Here is a 20,339-nt window from a genome sequence, read left to right as displayed (position 1 = left end):
AATGACAGTACCTGAAGGTCGTGCTGAAGGTCATCGATCGTCAGGCTGAAGTGCGCGTGATTGCCAACTGAGAACATCCCTTGTCCCTATCGCGACGGTTATGGGCGAGGCGCTCGTTCAAGCATGAGCACCCCACAGACGAAGGGGTTTGACGCTAGCAGGGATGTATTCGGAAGGAAGTAGGATACGTCTGAACTCTGTGACAGACGCGTCGCTAAACAGAATCACGCGACCTGTTTCAGTACAGCCGTCGCAGCAAATAGGTGTCCATGATCCAGCCTTTGCTGGCCCTGGCCTGCTCGCGCCGGGAAAGGATCTGTGCCTTGACCTCCAGCAGCGGCCCCTCGATCAGGATCTCGTCGTCAGTTCCCAGGTAAGCGCCCCAATAAATGTGCAGTCGAGGATCGTCCAACGTGGCAAAAGCCGACTGGGCGTCGAGCATCACCACCACGTTTTCAATCGGCGACACATCGGCCAAACGTCGGCCGGGTACTATTTGTAAAGGCTCGCCAATACGGTTCAACGGGATGCAATGGCGCGCGGCCAACGCCTGGACACTGCTGATACCAGGAATGACTTCAATGGAAAAGTGCTGTTCTTCGATCAGATCGAGGATGCGCAATGTGCTGTCATACAGCCCAGGCTCACCCCACAGCAAGAAGGCGCCGCACTGCCCTTCAGGCAATTCGTCCGCCAACAGGCGCGCATAGAGACAGGCGCGCAGGCGGTGCCAGCCTTGCACGGCCTCGACATAATCGCTGGCCACAGCGTCACGCAGCGGATCATCGACCGCGACCACCCGGTAAGGCCTGTGCACATGCCGCTCGAGCAGTTCCGTGCGCACGCGCAACAGGTCATCCTTGCCCACGCCCTTGTCCAGCAGGAAAAAGACATCGGCGCGATTCAGCGCGTCGAGGGCTTCCAGCGTGACCTGTCGGGGATTGCCTGGGCCGATACCGATCAGCAGCAGGTGTTTCATCGCCATCGCTCCGGTGAATACACGGCCATTGTCGAACGGCCGCGTATTCAGGGCAAAGCCGTTTACAGCAACGAGAAGTTGTAGCTGACAATTACACGGGTTTCGTCCATGTCGCGGGCAAACTTTTCATAGTTGCTGCGGTAGGTCGCATTACGCAGGCGAACACTGACATCCTTGAACGTACCGCTTTGTACCTGGTACTTGAACTCGGTATCGCGTTCCCATTCCTTGCCTTCGGCCTGGCTGCCCGGCACCTTGATGGTGTCGCCGTTGATGTAACGGGTCAAGAAGGTCAGCCCTGGAACACCCAGTGCCTTGAAGTCATAGTCATAGCGTAGTTGCCAGGAACGTTCCTGAGCGGCAGCAAAGTCGTTGACCTGGGAATAGTTGACCAGGTAGGGATTGCTGCCATCGAGGTATGGCATGGCGTTTTCGCCGTACATGCGCTGCCAGCCCGCGCTGAACTTGTGCCCGCCCAGGCCGTAGCCCAGCATACCGCTGAACGCGCGGTGGTCGATGCTGCCAGCCTTGGCTGCACCGATGTCGTCACTCTTGATAAGCCGCAGGTCTGCCGACAGGCTGCCAACACTCAACGGTTGGTTGGCGAGCACACCCAGGAAGTGCTGACGGTAGATGTCGTCCAGCGTGGCAACCTGGTACTGGCCCGATAACCGCTCATTGAAACGGTAATCGACCCCGGCCATGTCAAAATGATCGGCCTTGGTATCGCAGGCATAGCGCTTGTTCTTGCAATGCACGCGAATCTCTTGTGCATCGGTCGAATCCCGCGCGGTGTAACGATCCAACCGTGCGGCCATGAACTTGAGGTCCTTGAACTCCTCAGAGGTCAACTGGGTGCCGTGGAACATGGTTGGCAACAAACGGCCATCGTTGTACTTGAGCAACGGCACATCGGGCATCATCGCACCGTACTTGAGCACGGTGTTCGAGTAACGCACTTTGCCCGCGACGCCCAACTTTGCGTACTGGTCTGCAGAATGTCGGGGGTTGTGGCCACTGGAAGGCAACAGCCCGCTGTTACTGTCGGCCGGGCTGGAGTCCAGCTTGAAACCGAACATGCCCAGTGCATCAACGCCAAATCCGACCGGCCCTTCGGTATAACCGGATTGCACATTCAGAATAAAGCCCTGCGCCCACTCTTCACGTTTTGAGCCCCCTTGTTGCGAGCTGGTATGGCCGTCACGAAAGTCGCGGTTGAAATAGACATTACGTGCTTCGACCTTGGCACTGGTGTCTTCAAGAAAACCGGCGGCCTGGGCCGAAAAACCAGCAAACAGGGCCACTAGACCTGCCAGATGGCGCCCATGGACAAAGGGATAAGGGGGAAACATGAGTTACGACAATCCGAATAAAGGCAAAGAACCAACCCGCGCCCTTCCTGGCACCGGCCACATGCACCGAACTACAACCCGCGGCGACCTTAAATTATCACCAAACCGCTCTAGAACAGGCCATTGGACCTTGGTCTAGTCCACCTTCCACTCACCCGGTTAATCCTCAAATAGCGAAAAGCGCTGTAGTTCAATAGTTAGGCACACTGCCATTATCTACGCCTGACCGCACCGTGTTATTTATTGACTACACTGATTATTACTATGGTGCGTGCACCTATGGCCACTGTGCTTTTCAATACGCTAATGACCACCGTGCGTAAAAGCCACTGCAGACAAGAGGAGTAATGATTGTGTCCCGACTTGCTGAGTTTCGTGCTGCCGAAAGAGCGCTCCAGGAACAGCTTGCTCAACTGGAAGCCTTGAAAAAGGATGCCGGCCTAAAACGTGAAATAGAGTTCGAGCAGAAACTTGTCGGCCTGATGAACAGCTATGGCAAGAGCCTGCGTGATGTGATTGAAATTCTCGATCCAAAAGCCGCCGAAAAGGCACCGGCCGCCCTCATCAAGCACCGTCGCCCACGCGTGGTAAAGGTCTATGAAAACCCTCACACCGGCGAGTTGATCGAAACCAAAGGGGGTAATCACCGGGGCCTGAAAGCCTGGAAACAGCAGTACGGCGCGCAGACTGTCGAGGGCTGGGTACGCCACTGAAAAACGCCCATTTACTTCACACTTTTTTCACACCGCCTCTTTCAGGATGAAGACTGCTAAAGGATTAGCGCCCCATTCGCCCGCCACGGCGGGCTACTTATTCGAGTGCGCCCTGCCGACCCTGTCTGCAGGGCGCAAACCGTTTGCGCAATCGCTTCACTTCCGTATCATGGCCGTCTGACCGTTTCGCTGGCACCACCGTGCCAGCCCCTTCTGCGGAGAGCCCATGAGCCTGCAACATCTCGACACACTCCCCGGCGTCACTGCACAACCGGACGCTGCTACCCAAAACTTCGTGTTCAACCACACCATGTTGCGGGTCAAGGATGTCGCCAAATCCCTGGACTTCTACACTCGGGTACTGGGCTTCAGCCTGGTGGAAAAGCGCGACTTCCCTGAAGCCGAATTCAGCCTGTACTTCCTGGCCCTGGTCGACAAGGCACAGATCCCGACCGACGCAGCAGCACGCACTGCGTGGATGAAATCGATCCCCGGCATCCTTGAGCTGACGCATAACCACGGCACCGAACATGATCCTGCGTTCGCCTACCACAATGGCAACAGCGATCCGCGCGGCTTTGGCCATATCTGCATTTCCGTGCCGGACATTCGCGCGGCCTGCGAGCGCTTTGAAGCGCTGGGCGTGACCTTCCAGAAGCGCCTGAGCGATGGACGCATGAAGCACCTGGCCTTCATCAAGGACCCGGACGATTACTGGGTTGAGATCATTCAGCCTACCGAGTTCTAAGCCAAACCCCGGGTCGCGCTCGTCGGCGTTCGACTCGGGGCCTGCCAAGCTGTGGTATATCGGGAACGGTGTTCGGTTAACGCCACCACAGCGAGGTAGATCCGATGCAATCCCTTCAATGTGTCCATCGTAACTACACCATCGTCGCCAATGTCGAAGCACACCCCGGCATTCCCCTGCCATTCGCGGGCGGTTGCCTGATCACCAGCCCCGAAGGGCACACCTCCCGACGCCTGCCGCTGCCCCTGAACATGGGCTTTCTGGCCAGCCTTGAAAAGGCCCAGCACGCGTCCATCGCACACGGCAAATGGCTGGTAGACCAACAACTGGACAAGGGCCGGAAACTGCTCGGCTAGGCATGTGCGCAACAGGTACAGAAACGACCGAAAGTGCTTCCACCACCAGAGGCAGAAGCGCTTTCGGTACCGGTCAGATCAGATCAGATCAGATCAAACCTCAGGCTGGCGCCGAGGTGCGAATCAGGTGATCAAACGCGGCCAACGATGCTTTAGCGCCCTCACCCACCGCAATGACAATCTGCTTGTAGGGTACGGTGGTCACGTCACCGGCGGCAAACACACCCGGCAGGTTGGTCTGGCCACGGGCATCGACCACAATCTCGCCACGCGGTGACAGCTCGACGGTGCCCTTGAGCCAATCGGTGTTGGGCAACAAACCGATCTGTACAAAGATCCCCTCCAGCGCCAGGTCATGCAGCGCTTCAGTCGTGCGGTCCTTGTAACGCAGGCCGCTGACCTTCTGCCCATCGCCCAGCACCTCGGTGGTCAATGCGCTGGTGATGACCTTGACGTTTGGCAAGCTGTGCAGCTTGCGTTGCAGTACGGCGTCAGCACGCAAGTGGCTGTCGAACTCGATCAGGGTGACCTGAGCAACGATACCCGCCAGGTCGATAGCCGCTTCCACACCGGAGTTGCCCCCCCCAATCACCGCTACGCGCTTGCCTTTGAACAGAGGGCCATCGCAGTGCGGGCAGTAGGCAACACCGCGGCTGCGGTACTCTTTCTCCCCCGGAACGTTCATTTCGCGCCAGCGCGCACCCGTTGCAAGAATGACGGTCTTGGCCTTGAGCGACGCACCGCTGGCAAGGCGCACCTCGTGCAGGCCGCCATCGGTGGCGGGGATCAGCGCGTCGGCACGCTGCAGGTTCATGATGTCGACGTCATATTGCTTAACGTGCTCTTCCAGCGCCGTGGCCAGTTTCGGGCCTTCGGTTTCTTGCACCGAGATAAAGTTCTCGATTGCCATGGTATCGAGTACCTGACCGCCAAAACGCTCAGCAGCCACCCCGGTACGAATGCCTTTGCGCGCGGCATAAATGGCTGCTGCGGCACCGGCCGGCCCGCCGCCTACCACCAGCACGTCGAAGGCGTCCTTGGCGTTGATTTTTTCAGCCTGACGCTCACCGGCGCTGGCGTCGAGCTTGCCAACAATCTCCTCCAGGCCCATGCGACCCTGGCCGAAAACTTCACCATTGAGGTACACACTCGGCACGGCCATGACCTTGCGCGACTCGACTTCATCCTGAAACAGCGCGCCGTCGATCGCGACGTGGCGCACGCTCGGGTTGAGCACCGCCATCAGGTTGAGCGCCTGAACCACATCCGGGCAGTTCTGGCAGGACAGCGAGAAGTAGGTTTCAAAGTTGAACTCACCCTTGAGCGCACCAATCTGCTCGATCACTTCGGCACTGGCCTTGGACGGATGACCACCGACCTGCAGCAGCGCCAGCACCAATGAGGTGAATTCGTGGCCCATGGGGATGCCAGCGAAACGCAGGCTGATATCCGCGCCAGGGCGATTGAGCGAGAACGACGGGCGACGGGCGTCACTGCCGTCCTCACGCAAGGTAATCAGGTTCGACAGGCTGGCGATTTCGCGCAGCAGGTCGTGCAGTTCGCGGGACTTCGCGCCGTCGTCGAGGGAAGCAACGATCTCGATCGGCTGAGTGACCCGCTCCAGGTAGGACTTCAACTGAGTTTTAAGCGTGGCGTCCAACATACGGGCGATTCCTTTTTAAACAGTAGAAAAAACAACGCCCGGGCGAGAGCGCCCGGGCGTTTTGCGGGGCGGTGACAACATCAGGTGCGGTAGACCGCCCTCGGCTGGCTCACGGTCTTAGATCTTGCCGACCAGGTCCAGGGATGGCGCCAGGGTCGCTTCGCCTTCTTTCCACTTGGCCGGGCAAACTTCGCCTGGGTGGGCGGCAACGTACTGGGCGGCCTTGACCTTACGCAGCAGCTCGCTGGCATCACGACCGACACCGCCGTCGTTCAGCTCGACGATTTTGATCTGGCCCTGCGGGTTGATCACGAACGTACCGCGGTCAGCCAGACCGGCTTCTTCGATCAGCACGTCGAAGTTGCGAGAGATGACGTGAGTCGGGTCACCGATCAGCGGGTACTGGATCTTGCCGATAGTGTCCGAAGTGTCGTGCCAGGCTTTGTGGGTGAAGTGGGTGTCGGTGGACACACCGTAGATCTCTACGCCCAGCTTCTGGAACTCGGCGTAGTTGTCAGCCAGGTCACCCAACTCGGTTGGGCAGACGAAGGTGAAGTCGGCCGGATAGAAAAATACTACGGACCATTTACCCTTCAGGTCAGCGTCCGACACCTCGACGAACTTGCCGTTGTGGTAAGCGGTAGCGTTGAACGGTTTGACCTGGCTATTGATGATAGGCATGAGTGACGCTCCTTCAGGGGTTGAGAAATCTGATGGAGGAATCCTAGTCACTTATCGAAAAAATCGCTCATTGGCAAAGCTGATGCTGCCGATTGGTTTTGGCTATAAGCCGACGTGGTTGATAGAAGATTTCTGTTTGTATCGAAAAACGCATTGCCCGCGATGCAGGCACCGTGAACTGACAGACACCCCGCTAAGACCTTCGCAGGGTGCCTGCAATGGACGACGGTTAGCGGACCGACGTGCGCATCGTGACAAACTCCTCGGCGGCAGTTGGATGCACACCGATGGTTTCGTCGAATTGCTGCTTGGTAGCACCGGCCTTCAGCGCAATACCGAGGCCCTGGATGATCTCGCCAGCCTCCGGGCCAACCATATGGCAGCCCAGGACACGATCGGTCTTGGCATCGACCACCAGTTTCATCAAGGTGCGTTCCTGGCACTCGGTCAGGGTCAGCTTCATCGGCCGGAAACGGCTTTCAAAAATACTCACCTCATAGCCCTGCTCCCGTGCCTGCTCTTCGCTCAGGCCAACGGTACCAATCGGTGGCTGGCTGAACACGGCTGTCGGTATGTTCTGGTAGTCGACCTTGCGGTACTGCTCCGGCTTGAACAGACGGCGCACCACAGCCATGCCTTCGGCAAGCGCCACTGGCGTCAACTGCACACGCCCGATCACGTCGCCAATCGCCAGAATCCAAGGGTCCGTGGTCTGGAACAGTTCGTCGACGCGAATGAAGCCGCGCGAGTCAAGCTCGACACCGGTGTTTTCCAGGCCCAGGTTATCCAGCATTGGGCGACGCCCGGTGGCGTAGAACACGCAGTCGGCGATCAGTTCGCGGCCATCGTTGAGGGTGGCCTTGAGGCTTCCGTCAGCCTGTTTCTCGATACTGCGAATTTCAGTGTTGAACTGCAGGTCCATGCCCCGCTTTTCCAACTCGTCCTTCAGGTGCTCACGTACCGCACCGTCGAAGCCGCGCAGGAACAGGTCTCCCCGGTACAACAGCGACGTCTTGGCACCCAAGCCTTGGAAAATGCCGGCGAATTCCACGGCAATGTAACCGCCACCGACGACCAGTACACGCTTGGGCAGGTCCTTGAGGTAGAAGGCTTCGTTAGAGCTGATGGCCAACTCTTTGCCTGGGATGTCTGGAATCTGCGGCCAACCACCGGTAGCAATCAGAATGTGCTCGGCACTGTAGCGCTGCCCGTCGACTTCCACCTCGTGGGCGCCGGTCAGGCGCGCATGGCCTTCGAGCAAGGTCACGCCACTGTTCAGCAGCAGGTTGCGGTAGATCCCGTTGAGCCGCTCGATTTCGCGGTTCTTGTTGGCGATCAACTGCCCCCAGTCGAACTGTGCATCCTCCAGCGACCACCCAAAACCACTCGCCTGCTCGAAGTCATCCGCGAAGTGAGCTCCATAGACCAGCAATTTTTTCGGTACGCAGCCCACGTTTACGCAGGTACCACCCAGGTAGCGGCTTTCAGCAACCGCCACCTTTGCACCGAACCCCGCGGCGAAGCGTGCCGCACGCACACCACCGGAACCGGCACCAATCACGAACAAATCAAAATCGTAGGCCATCTCAGGTCTCCTTGGCAGGCCAACAGCATAACCCCGGCCACCGCCAGGAACAAAAAAGCCACCCGAAGGTGGCTTTTTGAACATCAACGGTCAGGCCAGGAAATCAGTAGGCCTTGCCGGTCTTGTAGAAGTTCTCGAAGCAGAAGTTAGTGGCGTCGATGTAGCCTTCCGCGCCACCGCAGTCAAAACGCTTGCCCTTGAACTTGTAGGCCATGACACAGCCATTCTGCGCCTGTTTCATCAGGGCGTCGGTGATCTGGATCTCGCCACCCTTGCCTGGTTCGGTCTGTTCGATCAGGTCGAAGATGTCCGGCGTCAGGATGTAACGACCGATGATGGCCAGGTTCGACGGCGCATCTTCAGGCTTTGGCTTCTCGACCATGCTGTGGACGCGGTAAATGTCGTCACGGATCATCTCGCCGGCAATCACGCCGTACTTGTTGGTTTCCGAAGGATCGACTTCCTGGATGGCCACGATCGAGCAACGGAACTGCTGGTACAGCTTGACCATCTGGGTCAGCACGCCATCGCCGTCCAGGTTGACGCACAGGTCGTCAGCCAGCACTACGGCAAACGGCTCATCGCCGATCAGCGGGCGACCGGTCAGGATCGCGTGGCCCAGGCCCTTCATTTCGGTCTGACGGGTGTAGGAGAACGAGCACTCGTCAAGCAGGCGGCGAATACCAACCAGGTACTTTTCCTTGTCGGTGCCCTTGATCTGGTTTTCCAGCTCATAGCTGATGTCGAAATGGTCTTCCAGAGCACGCTTGCCACGGCCGGTAACGATAGCGATCTGATTCAGACCCGCTTCCAGCGCCTCTTCAACGCCGTACTGGATCAGTGGCTTGTTCACCACCGGCAGCATTTCCTTGGGCATGGCTTTGGTTGCTGGCAGGAAGCGAGTGCCGTAGCCGGCTGCCGGGAACAAGCATTTTTTGATCATAAAAGTCCTTAACAAGGGCTGTGCGTACGAAATTCGGCGCAGTCTAATCAGGCGGCGGTCACCTTACAATGCCCCACCCATGGTTGGCCGATGCCAAATAGAGAAATACCAGTGTAGATAGTTCCCTGGCCACGTAAATATTGCGCCTGCCGATACCTGTCGGCAGGCGCACAATGGCAAGGGCTGAGCTTACTTACCCGTACCTTGACCGATCAATACACCCTCGACCTTCTGCCCATACAGGTTTACCCCGTCATTGGCATGAAACTTCAGGCGGGTCTTCTCGATCGAGCCTTCGATCAACCGGGGATCCTGGGGCCGTTCGTGTTTGTTGATGTACGCCGCCACGTCCCAGGCTTGCTGATCGGAGAGGCTACCGGGCTTGCCCAACGGCATATTGTGCTTGATGAATGAGGTAGCAGTATTGATCCGGTGCATGCCCGCGCCCCAGTTATAGGAATCCTTGCCCCAAAGTGGCGGCATCACATAGTCATTGGCGACGCTCTGGCCCTCACCATGACTGCCGTGACACACCGCGCACTGGTCCTTGTAGACCTGCTCACCCCGACCGAAATCGTACCCCTGGGCAGGTTGCGGCACATCCGGGTAACCACGCCCAGGCATTTCGACGCCAATCGGCGCCTTGCTGGCCAGCCAATAGGCATAGACCGACAACGCCGTCATCTCAGGGCTGTCCGCGGCAGGTGGCTTGCCATTCATGCTGAATTGGAAACACCCCTGGATACGCTCGGCGAACGTGTTGACCTTGTCGTTTTTCTTGCGATAGGCCGGGTACATGGGGTACGCACCCCACAACGGTGCCGAGTTAGCCATGCGCCCCTGGTCAAGGTGGCAGTTACTGCAATTGAGACCATTGCCGACGTTGTTCGGCATCAGTCGCCGGGTATCGACGAACAAGGCATGGCCCTCGCGAACCATCTTGCCAAACGCATTGTCCGGCAGTTCGCTTTCGGCGGGCGGGCTGAAGGCCGCAGCTGCGCTGGCGGGCAGCACCTTCAACTGGGACTGATCCTCCATGACGATCTGCGCGGCCTGCGCATTACCCATGCCCAACGCCAGCAAGGTCAGCATAAAGCGCGTCATTGCGTGCCCTCCTGGCCGATACGGTTGGCAAAGTAATCCGCCACCGCCTTGACCTCTTCGTCGTTCAGGGCCTTGGCGACGCCAACCATAAGCTGGTTCGTATCGTTGCTACGGGTGCCGTCTCGCCAGGCATTGAGCTGTGCAACCAGATAGCTGGCCGGTTGATGCACCAATGGCGGGAAATGTTCGCCGACGCCCAAACCGCCGGGGCCATGGCACTGAACACAGCCAGGAATACCACGCGACCAATCGCCGTACAGTGCCAGTTTCTCGTCCGGACTACTCGCCATCTGCTGGCGACGGACAACAGGTGTCTTGGGCGTGGGCATGGCGGCCAGCGCAGCGCTGACCGACTGAATTTCCGAGTCGCTCAGGGCCTTGGCCAGCGGCTCCATGATCGGGTTCTTGCGACTGCCACTGCGGAAGTCGGCCAACTGCTTGCTCAGGTAGCCGGCAGGCAATCCTGCCAAACGCGGAAAACCAGCCGCGGCCATACCCATGCCATCCGCGCCATGACAGCCTATACAGGCCATGGCAGCAGGGTTCTGGCCGCCTTGAGTAAAAACCGTCCGGCCTTCCGTAGCCTGCGCGATCTGAAGCGAGAGCAGCAGCGCGCCACTCACCAGGATTCGATCCAGTGGGATCATCACGAACTCCATTTTCTAGTTATAAGCTTAGACGCACAAAATATAAGCCTATGGATAGTAGGCCTATCTGCCATCAGCTACAAACGTCGCGTCTGTTCTAGAAAAGGAGAGCGATCAGGCAGAGCGGCCTTATCGGGTAGTCATCATCGGAACACCAGCCTCAGCCCGAAATACAGTTCGTGGCGGCGGTCTTCACATCCCCCAAACGCAGTGGGAAGTTGTTCAGCCGCTCATACAGCTTGATGCTGCTGCCGCTGCCGCGTTTCTGGATATGGAACACCGCTGCTGGCCCGGCGGAAAGTTTCTGCGGCACAATCAAGCGAACCCCATCATGGCGCTCTTCCAACTGCAAGGGTTCACGACTGCCGGCCAGCTTCTGCTGGACGCAACGGGCGTATTCCTGGGGCGATTTGCCAGAAATAACATCCAGGGTCTCGGGGGTTTGCTCAAGCTCCGCCACACTCGCACAACCCGTCAGCGTTACTGCCAACGCTGGAACAAGCCATCTCATCAATACCACTCCATCGAAAAGGACTCTGACCACGCGCCGACAGATTTGCTCCCTTGATTGGCAGATTTCTCCTACGTCTGGCGCGAGAGCCGACAGTGTAACCGACATCGTGGTATCGTTTTGGTTTGCGAAAAGTTCCGTTGCGGAGAGTCACATGAAATTTGTACACCGGCGCGAGCACCTCAATGAAGACGATATCGTCGTTATCGAGTGTTCCCAGCGCTGCAATATTCGCCTGATGAGCGATGCCAACTTCCGCAGCTTCAAGAACGGTGGCCGCCACACTTATCATGGCGGTGCCTTTGACCGCTTCCCGGCAAAAATCACGGTACCCAGTTCCGGCTTCTGGAACATCACCCTCGACACAGCGGGCCCGCGCCTGAACAACGCCGCCGCGCGCAAGACGACCTTCACCCATTCCATCAAGATCATCCGTCGATCTTCTTCAAAGCTGAGCTGAACATGAGCGACACGCGCAAATACGTCATCCACTACAAACTCGACGACCAACGCCGCTGGGACTTTGCCCAACTGAGTGATGACTCGCTCGAACAGGCCCAGGCCGCACTCAAGGCGATGCATGGCGAGGACGCCGAGCGCATCACTGAAATTCGCGTCACGCGCGCGCTGTAACCCCTGGCAGGACCGTCCATCACGCTACATGGAGTACCCGGCAATGAGCCAATGGCCAGACAACCGTATCCTCGATTTGCTGGGCATCGAACTGCCCATTATCCAGGCGCCGATGGCCGGTTCTACAGGGTCAGCCATGGCCATTGCCGTCAGTAACGCTGGCGGCCTGGGTTCCCTGCCCTGCGCAACCCTGAGCATCGAGCAGATGCGCCAAGAGCTGCAGGCATTTTCCCAGGCCAGCCAACGCCCGCTTAACGTCAACTTTTTCTGCCACCGCGCGCCAACCCCCGACAGTGAACGCGATGTGCGCTGGAAGCAGGCATTAAAACCGTATTACGACGCCTTGGGTGCCGATTTCGATGCACCGACCCCGGTTTCGAACCGCGCCCCTTTTGATGCCGCAACCTGCGCCCTGGTGGAAGAGTTCCGCCCGGCGGTCGTCAGCTTCCACTTCGGCCTGCCCGACGCCGAGCTGGTAAAACGGGTCAAGGCAACAGGCGCCAAGGTGTTGTCGAGCGCAACGACCGTCGCTGAAGCCGTGTGGCTGGAACAGCAGGGTTGCGATGCGATCATTGCCATGGGGTATGAAGCCGGCGGGCACCGTGGCATGTTCCTCAGCAGCGACCTGAATACCCAGGTCGGGACGCTGGCACTGGTCCCCCAAGTCGTCGATGCCGTGCAGGTTCCGGTCATTGCCGCGGGTGGTATTGGCGACGCACGCGGCATCGTTGCAGCGTTTGCGCTGGGGGCTTCGGCCGTGCAGATGGGAACCGCCTACTTGTTCTGCCCGGAAGCGAAGATCTCGGCCGCCCATCGTCAGGCCCTGCACACCCATGCGGAAAGCGATACGGCCCTGACCAACCTGTTCACCGGGCGCCCGGCCCGCGGGATTACCACCCGCATCATGCGCGAGCTCGGCCCAATGAACCCCGTAGCCCCGGCCTTTCCATTGGCAGGCGGGGCCTTGATGCCGCTGCGGGCAATCAGCGAACCCAAGGGCAATACCGACTTCAGCAACCTGTGGTCTGGCCAGGCGCTGCGGCTGGGCGTCGAACTGCCGGCTGCACAACTCACCCGACAGTTGGCGGACAAGGCCCTGGCGCTCCTCGCGCGCTGAAACAATCCTTCCGGTGTACCTGTGTATCGCTATATATTTACGTACATAGCGATATTCCTTCAGCACACGGAGCCGTGTTTCATGCGTATGAAAGCCCCTCGTTTCGTCCTGGCCATCCTGGCAGCCGCTGTTACCAGCAGCGGCGCCTGGGCCAATGACGTTCAGGTTGCCGTAGCAGCCAACTTCACTGCCCCCATTCAGGCTATCGCCAAGGACTTCGAGAAAGACACCGGCCATAAAGTGGTCACGGCCTTCGGCGCCACCGGGCAGTTCTATGCACAGATCAAGAACGGTGCCCCCTTCGAGGTGTTCCTGGCCGCTGACGACAGCACACCGGCCAAACTCGAAGCCGAAGGCGATACCGTCAAGGGCTCGCGCTTTACCTATGCAATTGGCACGCTGGCGCTTTGGTCAGCCAAAGCGGGCTATGTCGATGCCCAAGGCAATGTACTGAAACAGAACCAGTTCCAGCACCTGGCCATCGCCAACCCCAAGGCCGCCCCCTACGGCCTTGCCGCCACTCAGGTGCTGCAGAAACTGAACCTGACCGATGCAACCCGAGCCAAGCTCGTGGAAGGCCAGAACATCACCCAGGCCTATCAGTTCATCGCCACCGGCAATGCGGAACTGGGCTTTGTGGCGCTGTCGCAGATTTACCAGGATGGCAAGATCACCAGCGGCTCAGCCTGGGTGGTACCTGCAGCACTGCATGAGCCGATCCGTCAGGACGCCGTGATTCTGGCCAAAGGCAAAGACAACCCAGCCGCTCAAGCCCTGGTTGACTACCTCAAAGGGCCAAAAGCCGCAGCCGTCATTGCTGCCTACGGTTACTCACGCTAATGCCGCTGGATGCCAACGACCTTGCCGCTATCTGGCTGACCTTCAAGCTGGCCAGCCTGACCACCCTGATTTTGCTGATCGTTGGCACACCCATCGCCTGGTGGCTGGCGCGCACCCGTTCGTGGCTGCGCGGACCGGTCGGGGCTATCGTCGCCCTGCCTCTGGTGCTTCCGCCCACTGTCATCGGCTTCTACCTGCTGCTGGCAATGGGCCCCAACGGCTTGATCGGCCAGGCCACCCAGGCACTCGGGCTGGGCACGGTGGTGTTCAGCTTCAGCGGCCTGGTGATCGGCTCGGTAATCTACTCGATGCCCTTTGTCGTGCAACCGCTGCAAAACGCGTTCAGCGCCATCGGCGAACGCCCGCTGGAGGTCGCAGCAACCTTGCGCGCCGGGCCATGGGACACCTTTTTCAGCGTGGTGCTGCCACTGGCCAAACCCGGCTTCATCACTGCCAGTATTCTTGGTTTCGCTCACACCGTCGGCGAGTTCGGTGTGGTGCTGATGATCGGCGGCAATATTCCCGACAAGACACGCGTGGTTTCAGTGCAGATCTACGACCATGTTGAAGCCATGGACTACCTGCAAGCCCACTGGCTGGCTGGCGCCATGTTGGTATTTTCCTTCGTGGTGTTGCTGGCGCTCTACGCCAGCCGTCGCGAAAAGCCAAGCTGGAGCTAAGCATGCAACCCATGATTCATGCCCGCTTGAAACTGGCCTGGAAAGCCTTTGAACTGAATGTCGACCTGCAATTGCCTGGCCGTGGAATCAGCGCCCTGTTCGGCCACTCTGGCTCCGGCAAGACAACCTGCCTGCGTTGCCTGGCCGGTCTTGAGCGGGCAGACGAGGCCTATATCGAAGTCAATGGCGTGGTCTGGCAAGACTCCCGCCGACAGTACTTCCTGCCCGCGCACCGCCGCTCCATTGGCTACGTGTTCCAGGAAGCCAGCCTGTTCACCCACCTGTCCGTGCGCAGCAATCTGGAGTTCGGACAACGCCGCACGCCCCCCCGCGAGCGCAAAGTGGCGTTCGAGCAAGCCTGCGAACTGCTCGGCATCCGCCACCTGCTTGAGCGCCAGCCTGACACCCTATCAGGGGGAGAACGGCAGCGCGTGGGCATTGCTCGCGCGTTGTTGACCAGCCCGCAGCTACTGTTGATGGATGAACCGCTCGCATCACTCGATGTACCGCGCAAGCGTGAGATCCTGCCGTACCTTGAACGCCTGCACGATGAGCTGGAAATCCCTCTGGTCTACGTCAGTCACGCGCTGGACGAAGTGACCCGACTGGCCGATCACCTGGTGATCATTGAACAGGGCAACGTCCTGGCCAGCGGTGCCTTGGCGCCAACACTGGCCCGCATCGACCTGCCTCTGGCCCAGGAAGAAGATGCCGGGGTCATCATCGAAGGGAACGTCGCCAGTTATGACCCGGCCTATCGATTGCTCAGCCTGCACGTACCCGGTACCGCGTTACACCTGCGCGTCACTCATGCGCCCCTGGCGATTGGGGACCGCCTGAGGCTCAAGGTTCGTGCCCGTGATGTCAGCCTCAGCCTGGTCGAAAACGATCACTCCAGTATTCTCAATCGTTTACCTGTACGTGTCGGCCAGCAACGCGCTGCAGACAATGACGCTCACGTACTGCTGAGCCTGGATGCCGGAGGCACACCATTACTGGCGCGCATCACTCGGTTCTCCTACGACCAACTGGGCATCCACGAAGGGCAACAGCTTTGGGCTCAAATTAAATCAGTGGCCTTGCTCGGTTGATCACTGTCGCAACGCTGTATAATTTTCGGCTGAGAGATACGGCAAATTAAGATTTTGCTCATGCTTAGCAGAGAAATTTCCCATATTCGTCGAACCCCCCTATGCTTGCGTCTGCGGGCAAGGTGCGTTCGTACGTTTGCATCCGCCCAGTCGCCTCCTGCGACTAAAGACACGCAGCAGAATCTTTGCTCGGAGAATTTATTTTCAACGAATGCGTCTTTAATAAAGGAAAGAGGAAGCGCATATAGTGCGCAACCGGCCTAGGCGACAACCTTGCCAGGCAACTCAAGCTACCAAGGAGAAATACATGCTGATACTCACCCGAAAGGTCGGCGAAAGCATCGTTATCGATGATGACATCAAGGTCACTATTCTCGGCGTCAAAGGGATGCAAGTGAGGATCGGCATTGATGCACCTAAAGATGTTCAAGTGCATCGAGAAGAGATTTTCAAGCGCATCCAGGCTGGCAACCCAGCACCAGAGAAAGGAGACGATCAGCACTAACAGCCCATGACTCGAGTCGCACGGATGCGCTTGGTCGCCAAGCACTTGGCCATGACCGCGGACCGTATGCCTTTCAGGGGGGCTCAGGCGCGCCAATCCATTCCCTGAGCTACAACGTGCCGCCCCCATGAACGAGAAGCCAATAGCACACTATTGAGGTGTCTCTTGCTCAGGACGTCGTCTTGGCATGAGCATGTTCAGAATACACATCCACAGCGCCAGGATGAAGGTACCTGCCATGAACGCCAGTACACGTTGACCACCAGGTACACCGGCTTCAACACTGACCCTGAACAGTACGACCGCAATACCCACCAGGCTCAGCAGTAAAAACACTGCGGCCAGCCAGACCTTGGCAAACAGCAGTTGCCAATACCAGCGCACCGGCCCTCGCCCTTCCCTTCGTTGCTCAAACACCTGATGAGGCACTGGCTGCCACCCTGATTGGATCCATTATCCTGAACAGTGGCCCAGTCAACCCAGGATGTCAATGAACAGACCCGCACGCCGCATTCAGTAACCGCACGCGCGGACTTGAGTTAAGATCTTCCGCCGCCGATGGCGGCTCATTCAACTCACTGATTTCCACTGCAAAGGGATCTGCACGCAATGTTCCGTAAACTTGCCCTGACCACACTCATCACATTGACCGCGGGTTGTGCCTCGGGCCTGAATTCACAACAGAAGGCCGAGCTTGCCTACTACGAGGCCAACAACCTTGAAGTTCGCGAGAAGAGCCCAGGCACCGGCGCTGCACTCGGCTTGTTGCCCGGTGGTGGTTCCTTCTACGGCCGCTCATACGGCTATGGCGTGGTCAATCTGTTGCTGTGGCCTGTTTCGATATTCTGGGACCCGGTCAGTGGTTATGATGCCGCACAGAGCATCAACTACCAGGCCACCCGTGCCCACGTCGATTCACAACGACGCAAGGCAATGGACTCACTGGACGCACAATTGCAAAGCGACGAAATCGATATCAAGCACTACACACTGGAAAAGCGCAAAGTCGACGACAAGTACGCTTACAACCGCTAACGGCGTCAACGCTTCAAGACCAACGCTCAATGAACACCTGAAGGCATCGGCAACTTGCTATAGTCCCTCGACGGCTGTAGCAAAGCCGACTGCCGATAAAGGACTAGAGGATAAGGTCTTGGTATCAGATATACGGATGAAAGGAATTCATGACGACCTGGAGCACACTGCCGAGAAACTTGAGCAGGTCGCAACAACGCTGGCGGGCCATGCGCTCTATCTGCAACACTCGGTGCATGTGCAGGACGCCACAGAGGTACAGGGCCGAATAGCAGGCTTACAGGCGTCTATCGATGACCTGCGCGACGTGGCGCAGAGCATTGGGCAGCAACAGCCCGAGCCGGGAAAAGCCCCTAGCCGGTTGACTCAAATATAACGATGAGTTATAAAGGCGCCTTGATTTTGCACCCGGGCTTACTTGCTGGAAGCACCGTAGTGAAGAAATCGAGCATGCGAGTGTGGTGGAATTGGTATACACAGCAGACTTAAAATCTGCCGGCGTGAGCCTTGCGGGTTCGAGTCCCGCCACTCGCACCATATTAAAGAAGGCGCCTTGATAGGCGCCTTTTTACGTTGTGTGCTTCATACAGGACATTGAACCCGCCCTCTATGCAACCGCGATGTCTATGTTGTAAATCCTTCACGGCGTCGAAACCAATAACAGAAAACACTGTCAGAGCCTTGCAACTAAAAACCGCGCTGCGGATCAAGGAAACAACAGTGCTGACTCGCCTTTCACAATTCGCGCTTATCGCCACCCTTCTGGCGTCCTCCGGTTGTTATCACCACCATTACCATGACCGGGATGACGATGGCTGGCGCGATCAAGATCGCCGCTATTCGCAAGACCGGGATGACCGTCGTCATCACCGTCATGATGATCGCTACCGAGACGAGGACCGCTAAGGCCCTCGCTGACACGTTTGTCGTACTCACTGCTTACTTGAACACTGCCCCCCTTTTCTGAGGCTCATATCATGCGTTTTACAGTACCTACCCTTGCTCTGGGTCTTCTCTTGTCTCAATGCGCGTTGGCTGCCGGCGATGGTACTGCCGCAGTCGGCGGCGGCCTGGGTGGCGCCTTGGGTAATGTTATCGGCCAGCAAATCGGCGGTAGCACAGGTGCAGCGATTGGTGCCGGTGTCGGCGGCGCGGCTGGCAGCGCCGTTGGTGCCAAGAAGGGCAACCGCACCGAAGCCGCTCTGGGTGGCGGGCTCGGTTCCGCAGGTGGCTCTATCATCGGTCACCAGATCGGCGGCTCCACCGGCTCCACAATCGGTGCAGGCCTCGGCGGCGCAGCAGGTGGCGCACTGGGCAACCACCTGGGTGACGATGGCGACAACAACTCTGGCGGCAAGCGACACAAGCACAAGCGTCACCACAAGCACGATTGACCCTTGGCTGCACAAAACCCGGTCGCAGGCCGGGTTTTGCATTTTCTCCACACGCTCTTCACAAACACTTCACGTCGCCCCACCTATTCTGGCAACGCTCCTACAGAATCTCCCTTGACCCGCCCTGTGCGGGTTTTTTTATGCCTGCCAACCCCCTCCCCAGCAAATCCTCTCCCGATGAAAAGAAAATGCCTCCAACCAATTAATGGCATATTTTTATGCTTTAATTGATATTGCAAGGTCATCCATGCCACGAGGACTCCGTCATGAACATCAAGATTCTGGCAATGCTGTTGCTCGCTCTGTGCGTACAACCCGCCTGGAGTGCGTCATACGGCGAACCTGCCGCCCCCACAGCAAAACCTGTTGCCACCGAGCCCGCGGCGCTCAGCACACGCCTGGCGCTAAGGGACTTGTGGGTCGAACATATCTTCTGGATCAGAAACTACGCGATTGCCAACCAGGCCGGTGACAGCAAACAAGCCACCGTTGCCAGCACAGAAGTCGTCGCAAACGCCACACGTATCGCTAACAGCCTGGCACCGCTCTACGGCCAACCTGCCGCCGATCAGCTACTCAAACTGCTGGCAGGGCACTGGGGAGCAGTGAAACACTACAGTGACGCAGCAGTCAGCAAGAATGCTGCGGGCAAGGACACGGCGGTCAAGGAACTGACCAGCAATGCCAAAGCGATTGCGGCTTTTCTGGCCAAGGCCAACCCCAACCTGCCTGAAGCATCGTTGGTAGCCATGCTCAGCGCCCACGGCGGCCACCATGTGGCGCAGATCGATCAACTGGCCATGAAGGACTACACCGCCGAAGCCAAAACCTGGATGGCGATGCGCGAACATATCCTGACATTGGCCGATACCCTGACCGCGGCACTGGTCAAACAGTTCCCAGACAAGTTCTGAGCAGGCCGCGCGAGGCGTCACACGCGCCTCGCGCGGATTCATCAAGTGGGGAGTCAACTAAATGCTTCAAGGATTGGGCCGCACCCAACAGGACCTGCTCAGCGCCCTGCTCTACCAGCCGGCCGGCATGAGCATTGATGAACTGGCACACGCCCTGACGATCACACGAACCGCTGTGCGTCAGCACTTGGCCAGCCTGGAGCGCGATGGCTTGGTCGCACGCGGACAAACCCGACCGACCGGTAGACGGCCCGAGCAGTTGCACCAACTGACTGACCGCGGCAAGGAGCTGTTCCCCCGCCACTACCATCTGCTGGCCAATCTGGTCATTGGTGAGGTGGCCAAGCTACTCGGCCATGACGGCCTGCTCACCCTGATGCGCACGCTCGGCAGCAAGATGGCAGCCGACCTTGAGCAACAGGCGATTGAAGAAGAAAGAATCGTCGACCACATGAACAACGCCGGCTATGAAGCCAACGTGTTTTTCCGCTCCGGCGGCGAAAAAGAGATCGTCGCGCACAACTGTGTCTTCCATCACCTGGCCGCAGCCCATCCAGAAGTCTGCGAACTGGACCTGGCATTGATCGGCAGTTTGGGGCACGGCACGGTTGAACACCTGGAGTGCATGGTTCGAGGCGCGAATGTGTGCCGGTTTCATCTGAAACCGTTGCCTACCACCCCCAAGGACGATTCGACGACGGGCTGATCCCATCAGGCGATCAACGCAATGGCGGGGAAATACCCCCATTTATGGGTGAAACTTGATGGGGGGCATGGTGTTTTTGCGGGTGCAAAACGTTGCCTGACGAACACACAATCCCAACCAGCCCCCAAAGGCTGTACAACCT

Annotated in this window: 26 protein-coding genes and 1 tRNA gene; 16 read left to right on the top strand and 11 right to left on the bottom strand. The window is 58.3% G+C overall.

What is annotated here, in order from left to right:
- Positions 1-238: 238 nt before the first annotated feature.
- Positions 239-979, bottom strand: a complete 741-nt coding sequence (gene cobF, locus IE038_RS21635) for a precorrin-6A synthase (deacetylating) (RefSeq protein WP_189396262.1) — start codon at positions 977-979, stop codon at positions 239-241.
- Positions 980-1,041: 62 nt separating this feature from the next.
- The gene (locus IE038_RS21630) at positions 1,042-2,331 is read right to left on the bottom strand and encodes an OprD family porin (RefSeq protein WP_163938960.1); all 1,290 of its coding nucleotides are present in this window, start codon (positions 2,329-2,331) and stop codon (positions 1,042-1,044) included.
- Between the two features lie 353 nt (positions 2,332-2,684).
- Here IE038_RS21630 and IE038_RS21625 point away from each other — a divergent pair, with 353 nt between their 5' ends.
- From IE038_RS21625 to IE038_RS21615, 3 genes are all read left to right on the top strand, one after another.
- Complete coding sequence (locus IE038_RS21625; protein ID WP_163938962.1) at positions 2,685-3,044, top strand: histone-like nucleoid-structuring protein, MvaT/MvaU family; 360 nt, start codon at positions 2,685-2,687, stop codon at positions 3,042-3,044.
- Positions 3,045-3,270: 226 nt separating this feature from the next.
- Complete coding sequence (gloA, locus tag IE038_RS21620; RefSeq protein WP_163938964.1) at positions 3,271-3,792, top strand: lactoylglutathione lyase; 522 nt, start codon at positions 3,271-3,273, stop codon at positions 3,790-3,792.
- 104 nt (positions 3,793-3,896) lie between these two features.
- Complete coding sequence (locus IE038_RS21615) at positions 3,897-4,148, top strand: hypothetical protein (protein ID WP_163938966.1); 252 nt, start codon at positions 3,897-3,899, stop codon at positions 4,146-4,148.
- 100 nt (positions 4,149-4,248) lie between these two features.
- Here the strand turns inward: IE038_RS21615 and ahpF are convergent, their stop codons facing one another.
- From ahpF to IE038_RS21580, 7 genes are all read right to left on the bottom strand, one after another.
- Positions 4,249-5,811 (bottom strand): alkyl hydroperoxide reductase subunit F, encoded by a 1,563-nt coding sequence (ahpF, locus tag IE038_RS21610; protein ID WP_189396261.1) that lies wholly within the window; start codon positions 5,809-5,811, stop codon positions 4,249-4,251.
- Positions 5,812-5,928: 117 nt separating this feature from the next.
- Positions 5,929-6,492, bottom strand: a complete 564-nt coding sequence (gene ahpC, locus IE038_RS21605; protein ID WP_163938968.1) for an alkyl hydroperoxide reductase subunit C — start codon at positions 6,490-6,492, stop codon at positions 5,929-5,931.
- 229 nt (positions 6,493-6,721) lie between these two features.
- Complete coding sequence (gene gorA / locus IE038_RS21600) at positions 6,722-8,077, bottom strand: glutathione-disulfide reductase (protein WP_189396260.1); 1,356 nt, start codon at positions 8,075-8,077, stop codon at positions 6,722-6,724.
- Between the two features lie 103 nt (positions 8,078-8,180).
- Entirely contained in the window at positions 8,181-9,020 is an 840-nt protein-coding gene (galU, locus tag IE038_RS21595; RefSeq protein WP_163938970.1) for a UTP--glucose-1-phosphate uridylyltransferase GalU, read from the bottom strand.
- A 189-nt stretch (positions 9,021-9,209) separates the two neighbouring features.
- Positions 9,210-10,124 carry a c-type cytochrome gene (locus tag IE038_RS21590; protein WP_163938972.1) on the bottom strand — a complete coding sequence of 305 codons (915 nt, stop codon included), beginning with the start codon at positions 10,122-10,124 and terminating at the stop codon, positions 9,210-9,212.
- Positions 10,121-10,771, bottom strand: a complete 651-nt coding sequence (locus IE038_RS21585) for a c-type cytochrome (protein WP_163938974.1) — start codon at positions 10,769-10,771, stop codon at positions 10,121-10,123. The genes IE038_RS21590 and IE038_RS21585 overlap by 4 nt, the downstream gene beginning before the upstream one ends.
- 160 nt (positions 10,772-10,931) lie before the next feature.
- On the bottom strand, positions 10,932-11,282 hold the full coding sequence (locus IE038_RS21580; RefSeq protein WP_163938976.1) for a hypothetical protein: 351 nt from the start codon (positions 11,280-11,282) through the stop codon (positions 10,932-10,934).
- A 154-nt stretch (positions 11,283-11,436) separates the two neighbouring features.
- Between IE038_RS21580 and IE038_RS21575 the strand changes: the two genes are divergently transcribed.
- The 7 genes from IE038_RS21575 (at position 11,437) to csrA (ending at position 16,148) form a co-directional block, all read left to right on the top strand.
- Positions 11,437-11,742: a DUF1883 domain-containing protein gene (locus IE038_RS21575; RefSeq protein WP_163938978.1), complete on the top strand. Its 306-nt coding sequence runs from the start codon at positions 11,437-11,439 to the stop codon at positions 11,740-11,742.
- A 2-nt stretch (positions 11,743-11,744) separates the two neighbouring features.
- A complete protein-coding gene (locus tag IE038_RS21570) occupies positions 11,745-11,915 on the top strand; it encodes a hypothetical protein (RefSeq protein ID WP_167524127.1) in 171 nt (56 codons plus the stop codon).
- Between the two features lie 43 nt (positions 11,916-11,958).
- Positions 11,959-13,032, top strand: coding sequence for an NAD(P)H-dependent flavin oxidoreductase (locus IE038_RS21565; protein ID WP_189396259.1), 1,074 nt, complete (start codon positions 11,959-11,961; stop codon positions 13,030-13,032).
- Positions 13,033-13,113: 81 nt separating this feature from the next.
- Positions 13,114-13,872: a molybdate ABC transporter substrate-binding protein gene (gene modA, locus IE038_RS21560; protein ID WP_189396258.1), complete on the top strand. Its 759-nt coding sequence runs from the start codon at positions 13,114-13,116 to the stop codon at positions 13,870-13,872.
- Positions 13,872-14,552: a molybdate ABC transporter permease subunit gene (gene modB, locus IE038_RS21555; RefSeq protein ID WP_163938980.1), complete on the top strand. Its 681-nt coding sequence runs from the start codon at positions 13,872-13,874 to the stop codon at positions 14,550-14,552. The genes modA and modB overlap by 1 nt, the downstream gene beginning before the upstream one ends.
- A gap of 2 nt (positions 14,553-14,554) precedes the next feature.
- Positions 14,555-15,643: a molybdenum ABC transporter ATP-binding protein gene (gene modC, locus IE038_RS21550; protein ID WP_189396257.1), complete on the top strand. Its 1,089-nt coding sequence runs from the start codon at positions 14,555-14,557 to the stop codon at positions 15,641-15,643.
- A 307-nt stretch (positions 15,644-15,950) separates the two neighbouring features.
- Complete coding sequence (gene csrA, locus IE038_RS21545; protein ID WP_065761791.1) at positions 15,951-16,148, top strand: carbon storage regulator CsrA; 198 nt, start codon at positions 15,951-15,953, stop codon at positions 16,146-16,148.
- 150 nt (positions 16,149-16,298) lie between these two features.
- Here csrA and IE038_RS21540 read toward each other — a convergent pair whose 3' ends face one another.
- Positions 16,299-16,532: a hypothetical protein gene (locus IE038_RS21540; protein ID WP_163937075.1), complete on the bottom strand. Its 234-nt coding sequence runs from the start codon at positions 16,530-16,532 to the stop codon at positions 16,299-16,301.
- 225 nt (positions 16,533-16,757) lie between these two features.
- Between IE038_RS21540 and IE038_RS21535 the strand changes: the two genes are divergently transcribed.
- The 3 genes from IE038_RS21535 to IE038_RS21525 all read left to right on the top strand — a co-directional run bounded on the left by IE038_RS21535 (position 16,758) and on the right by IE038_RS21525 (position 17,720).
- Positions 16,758-17,183, top strand: a complete 426-nt coding sequence (locus IE038_RS21535; protein WP_163937078.1) for a hypothetical protein — start codon at positions 16,758-16,760, stop codon at positions 17,181-17,183.
- Between the two features lie 136 nt (positions 17,184-17,319).
- Positions 17,320-17,559 (top strand): hypothetical protein, encoded by a 240-nt coding sequence (locus IE038_RS21530; RefSeq protein WP_163937081.1) that lies wholly within the window; start codon positions 17,320-17,322, stop codon positions 17,557-17,559.
- Positions 17,560-17,635: 76 nt separating this feature from the next.
- Positions 17,636-17,720, top strand: a tRNA-Leu gene (locus IE038_RS21525).
- A 198-nt stretch (positions 17,721-17,918) separates the two neighbouring features.
- Here IE038_RS21525 and IE038_RS21520 read toward each other — a convergent pair.
- Complete coding sequence (locus tag IE038_RS21520; protein WP_163937084.1) at positions 17,919-18,059, bottom strand: hypothetical protein; 141 nt, start codon at positions 18,057-18,059, stop codon at positions 17,919-17,921.
- 101 nt (positions 18,060-18,160) lie between these two features.
- Between IE038_RS21520 and IE038_RS21515 the strand changes: the two genes are divergently transcribed.
- From IE038_RS21515 to IE038_RS21505, 3 genes are all read left to right on the top strand, one after another.
- The gene (locus tag IE038_RS21515) at positions 18,161-18,577 is read left to right on the top strand and encodes a YMGG-like glycine zipper-containing protein (RefSeq protein WP_163937086.1); all 417 of its coding nucleotides are present in this window, start codon (positions 18,161-18,163) and stop codon (positions 18,575-18,577) included.
- 266 nt (positions 18,578-18,843) lie between these two features.
- Entirely contained in the window at positions 18,844-19,491 is a 648-nt protein-coding gene (locus tag IE038_RS21510; protein WP_163937089.1) for a hypothetical protein, read from the top strand.
- Between the two features lie 61 nt (positions 19,492-19,552).
- A complete protein-coding gene (locus IE038_RS21505; protein ID WP_163937092.1) occupies positions 19,553-20,197 on the top strand; it encodes a helix-turn-helix transcriptional regulator in 645 nt (214 codons plus the stop codon).
- Positions 20,198-20,339 lie beyond the last annotated feature (142 nt).

This window comes from Pseudomonas laurentiana (genome assembly GCF_014648275.1).
Taxonomy (GTDB): Bacteria; Pseudomonadota; Gammaproteobacteria; order Pseudomonadales; family Pseudomonadaceae; genus Aquipseudomonas; species Aquipseudomonas laurentiana.
The sequence above is the reverse complement of the archived record's forward strand: the minus strand, read 5'-3'. Positions and strand labels throughout refer to the sequence as shown.

Coding starts and splice junctions, on each gene's coding strand:
- IE038_RS21505 (WP_163937092.1), top strand. CDS start 19,553: ATGCTTCAAGGATTGGGCCGCACCCAACAGGACCTGCTCAGCGCCCTG.
- cobF (WP_189396262.1), bottom strand. CDS start 979: ATGAAACACCTGCTGCTGATCGGTATCGGCCCAGGCAATCCCCGACAG.
- IE038_RS21630 (WP_163938960.1), bottom strand. CDS start 2,331: ATGTTTCCCCCTTATCCCTTTGTCCATGGGCGCCATCTGGCAGGTCTA.
- IE038_RS21570 (WP_167524127.1), top strand. CDS start 11,745: ATGAGCGACACGCGCAAATACGTCATCCACTACAAACTCGACGACCAA.
- IE038_RS21580 (WP_163938976.1), bottom strand. CDS start 11,282: ATGAGATGGCTTGTTCCAGCGTTGGCAGTAACGCTGACGGGTTGTGCG.
- csrA (WP_065761791.1), top strand. CDS start 15,951: ATGCTGATACTCACCCGAAAGGTCGGCGAAAGCATCGTTATCGATGAT.
- IE038_RS21510 (WP_163937089.1), top strand. CDS start 18,844: ATGAACATCAAGATTCTGGCAATGCTGTTGCTCGCTCTGTGCGTACAA.
- modA (WP_189396258.1), top strand. CDS start 13,114: ATGCGTATGAAAGCCCCTCGTTTCGTCCTGGCCATCCTGGCAGCCGCT.
- IE038_RS21530 (WP_163937081.1), top strand. CDS start 17,320: ATGAAAGGAATTCATGACGACCTGGAGCACACTGCCGAGAAACTTGAG.
- IE038_RS21590 (WP_163938972.1), bottom strand. CDS start 10,124: ATGACGCGCTTTATGCTGACCTTGCTGGCGTTGGGCATGGGTAATGCG.
- ahpF (WP_189396261.1), bottom strand. CDS start 5,811: ATGTTGGACGCCACGCTTAAAACTCAGTTGAAGTCCTACCTGGAGCGG.
- galU (WP_163938970.1), bottom strand. CDS start 9,020: ATGATCAAAAAATGCTTGTTCCCGGCAGCCGGCTACGGCACTCGCTTC.
- gorA (WP_189396260.1), bottom strand. CDS start 8,077: ATGGCCTACGATTTTGATTTGTTCGTGATTGGTGCCGGTTCCGGTGGT.
- IE038_RS21575 (WP_163938978.1), top strand. CDS start 11,437: ATGAAATTTGTACACCGGCGCGAGCACCTCAATGAAGACGATATCGTC.
- IE038_RS21520 (WP_163937084.1), bottom strand. CDS start 18,059: ATGACGGTGATGACGACGGTCATCCCGGTCTTGCGAATAGCGGCGATC.
- ahpC (WP_163938968.1), bottom strand. CDS start 6,492: ATGCCTATCATCAATAGCCAGGTCAAACCGTTCAACGCTACCGCTTAC.
- IE038_RS21615 (WP_163938966.1), top strand. CDS start 3,897: ATGCAATCCCTTCAATGTGTCCATCGTAACTACACCATCGTCGCCAAT.
- IE038_RS21585 (WP_163938974.1), bottom strand. CDS start 10,771: ATGATCCCACTGGATCGAATCCTGGTGAGTGGCGCGCTGCTGCTCTCG.
- modB (WP_163938980.1), top strand. CDS start 13,872: ATGCCGCTGGATGCCAACGACCTTGCCGCTATCTGGCTGACCTTCAAG.
- IE038_RS21565 (WP_189396259.1), top strand. CDS start 11,959: ATGAGCCAATGGCCAGACAACCGTATCCTCGATTTGCTGGGCATCGAA.
- IE038_RS21535 (WP_163937078.1), top strand. CDS start 16,758: ATGTTCCGTAAACTTGCCCTGACCACACTCATCACATTGACCGCGGGT.
- gloA (WP_163938964.1), top strand. CDS start 3,271: ATGAGCCTGCAACATCTCGACACACTCCCCGGCGTCACTGCACAACCG.
- IE038_RS21515 (WP_163937086.1), top strand. CDS start 18,161: ATGCGTTTTACAGTACCTACCCTTGCTCTGGGTCTTCTCTTGTCTCAA.
- modC (WP_189396257.1), top strand. CDS start 14,555: ATGCAACCCATGATTCATGCCCGCTTGAAACTGGCCTGGAAAGCCTTT.